The sequence below is a fragment of the Marinobacter aromaticivorans genome, from assembly GCF_002806975.1.
In the GTDB taxonomy this organism is placed as follows: domain Bacteria; phylum Pseudomonadota; class Gammaproteobacteria; order Pseudomonadales; family Oleiphilaceae; genus Marinobacter; species Marinobacter aromaticivorans.
Genome location: NZ_NIHD01000034.1, coordinates 1 through 2,044, shown reverse-complemented (window position 1 = coordinate 2,044; position 2,044 = coordinate 1). Strand labels below are relative to the sequence as shown.

Sequence of the window (2,044 nt, the reverse complement as noted above, 5' to 3'; positions counted from 1 at the left end):
TTTTTACCAAAGCATATTTCCGGTCATTGATGACAAGGAGCGCCGATGCAATTCCAGCCAACAGAAGATCAAAAGGCGTTTCGCGAAACCGCGAAGCAATTCGCCACAAAAAAACTGGCACCCGGCTACCAGGAGCGCGCACGCGGCCACGTCCTTGATCGTGCGCTGATAAAGGAAATGGGCGCGCTGGGTCTGATTGCGCCGGATCTGCCTGAGGAATTCGGCGGGCTTGGCGAAAGCTCGGTCACTGCAGGCCTCATTGTCGAAGAGATTGCCTATGCCGATTTCAACGCAAGCTATGTGCAGCTTCTAGGCTCTCTCATGGGAGGGATGGTGGCCAGGCACGCCTCCAGGGAAATCGCGTCAGAGTGGGTGCCCAAGGTTATTTCGGGTGATGCCGTCATCGGCCTGGGCCTGACGGAGCCGCGGGGCGGATCGGATGCGGCGAACCTGACTCTCAGGGCCAAAAAGTCCGGAAACGGCTGGCGGCTGAGCGGCGAAAAGACGTCAATGAGCTTTGCCAGCCAGGCCGACGCAGCCGTCGTTTTCGCGCGCACGGGCGATCCTGACGGGGGCTCCCGCGGCGTCAGTGCCTTTTTTGTCGATCTGAACCAGGACGGCATCAGCCGCACGCATTTTGACGACATCGGCACCAAGCCTGTCGGGCGCGGATCGGTGTTTTTCGACGACGTCTTCGTGCCGGCCGAAAACATGATGGCCGAACAGGATCGCGCCTTTGCCACAATCATGTCGGGATTCGACTATTCCCGCGCGCTGATCGGCCTGGAATGTCTGGGCGCGGCGCAGGCCTCGGTGGACGAGACCTGGGCCTATGTCCGGGAACGCGAGGCTTTCGGCGCGCCCATCGTGCAATATCAGGGCGTCAGTTTCCCCCTGGCCGAGGCCGAAACCCAACTGACCATGATGCGCCAGCTTTGCTATTATACGCTGGATTTGCGCGACCGCGGCCTGCCCCACACCGCCGAGGCGGCGATGTGCAAATGGTACTTGCCGAAGACCGCCTGCGAGATTCTTCATCAGTGCCTGATCCTGCATGGGCACTACGGCTATACCACTGACCTGCCCCATCATCAACGTTACAACGACGTTCTCGGCCTGCAGATCGGCGATGGCACCGCGCAAATCCAGAAACTGGTGATTGCCCGCGAAAAGGTCGGGCGGATGGCGCTTCAGTACGACAAGAAGGCAAAGGGAGCGGCAAAATGAGTGGTGTGATCGACGCATTCAATGAGGGCAGCGTCGGCATCATCGAACTGGCACGCCCGGAGAAATTCAATTGCCTGTCACTGGAAGTGCATAATCGGATATCGGACGCGCGCACAAAATTCGAGTCCAATCGGGAAGTGCGGTCGATCCTCATTCGTGCACAGGGTAAGCACTTCTGCACCGGCGCCGATCTCACCGAAGTGAAGGGCAAATTAAACGATCCGGCCGCGCTGGATCATTTCATCGCCTCTGGCATGAAAAACCTCCGCGCGCTCGAGACGAGCACCCTCCCTGTCGTCGTCGCCGTGCAGGGGCTATGTCTGGCCGGCGGGATCGAGCTGATGCTGGCCTGCGACGTGTGCTTTGCCGCCGAGAGCGCGCAATTCGGCGATCAGCATGCGCAATTCGGTCTGATCCCCGGCTGGGGCGGTTCGCAGCGGCTGACACGGTTAATGGGCCAGCGCCGGGCGCTCGACCTGATGTACTCGGCGCGCTGGCTCAAGGCGGACGAGGCCAGGGAGGTCGGTCTGGTCAATTATATTGTTCCAGATGCGGATCTGCATGAGGCCACGTTGGACTATTGCCAGACCATCGGCACCCGCTCGCGCCCTGGTATTGCCGAGATGAAACGGCTGGCCCGCGAAGGTGCAGACATGACGATAGACCAACAGATGCGGCTTGAGCGCGACGCAGCGGTGCGCGCCCTACCCGGCAACGACGTTGCCGAAGGACTTGATGCTTTCGAGGACCGGCGCAAGCCGGCTTTTAAGTGCTGAGGAAGAACCATGGATTTCATACTGAACGACGAACAACGCTT

General features: G+C 60.0%; 2 protein-coding genes. Both read left to right on the top strand.

The window, feature by feature from the left end; genetic code table 11:
* The first annotated feature begins 45 nt into the window (after positions 1-45).
* A complete protein-coding gene (locus CDH48_RS18995) occupies positions 46-1,227 on the top strand; it encodes an acyl-CoA dehydrogenase family protein (RefSeq protein WP_100690260.1) in 1,182 nt (393 codons plus the stop codon).
* Positions 1,224-2,003, top strand: a complete 780-nt coding sequence (locus CDH48_RS18990; RefSeq protein ID WP_100690259.1) for an enoyl-CoA hydratase/isomerase family protein — start codon at positions 1,224-1,226, stop codon at positions 2,001-2,003. The genes CDH48_RS18995 and CDH48_RS18990 overlap by 4 nt, the downstream gene beginning before the upstream one ends.
* The last annotated feature ends 41 nt before the right edge of the window (positions 2,004-2,044 follow it).

Excerpts from the sequence above, each read along its gene's own strand:
- CDH48_RS18990 (WP_100690259.1), top strand. The coding sequence starts at position 1,224 with ATGAGTGGTGTGATCGACGCATTCAATGAGGGCAGCGTCGGCATCATC.
- CDH48_RS18995 (WP_100690260.1), top strand. The coding sequence starts at position 46 with ATGCAATTCCAGCCAACAGAAGATCAAAAGGCGTTTCGCGAAACCGCG.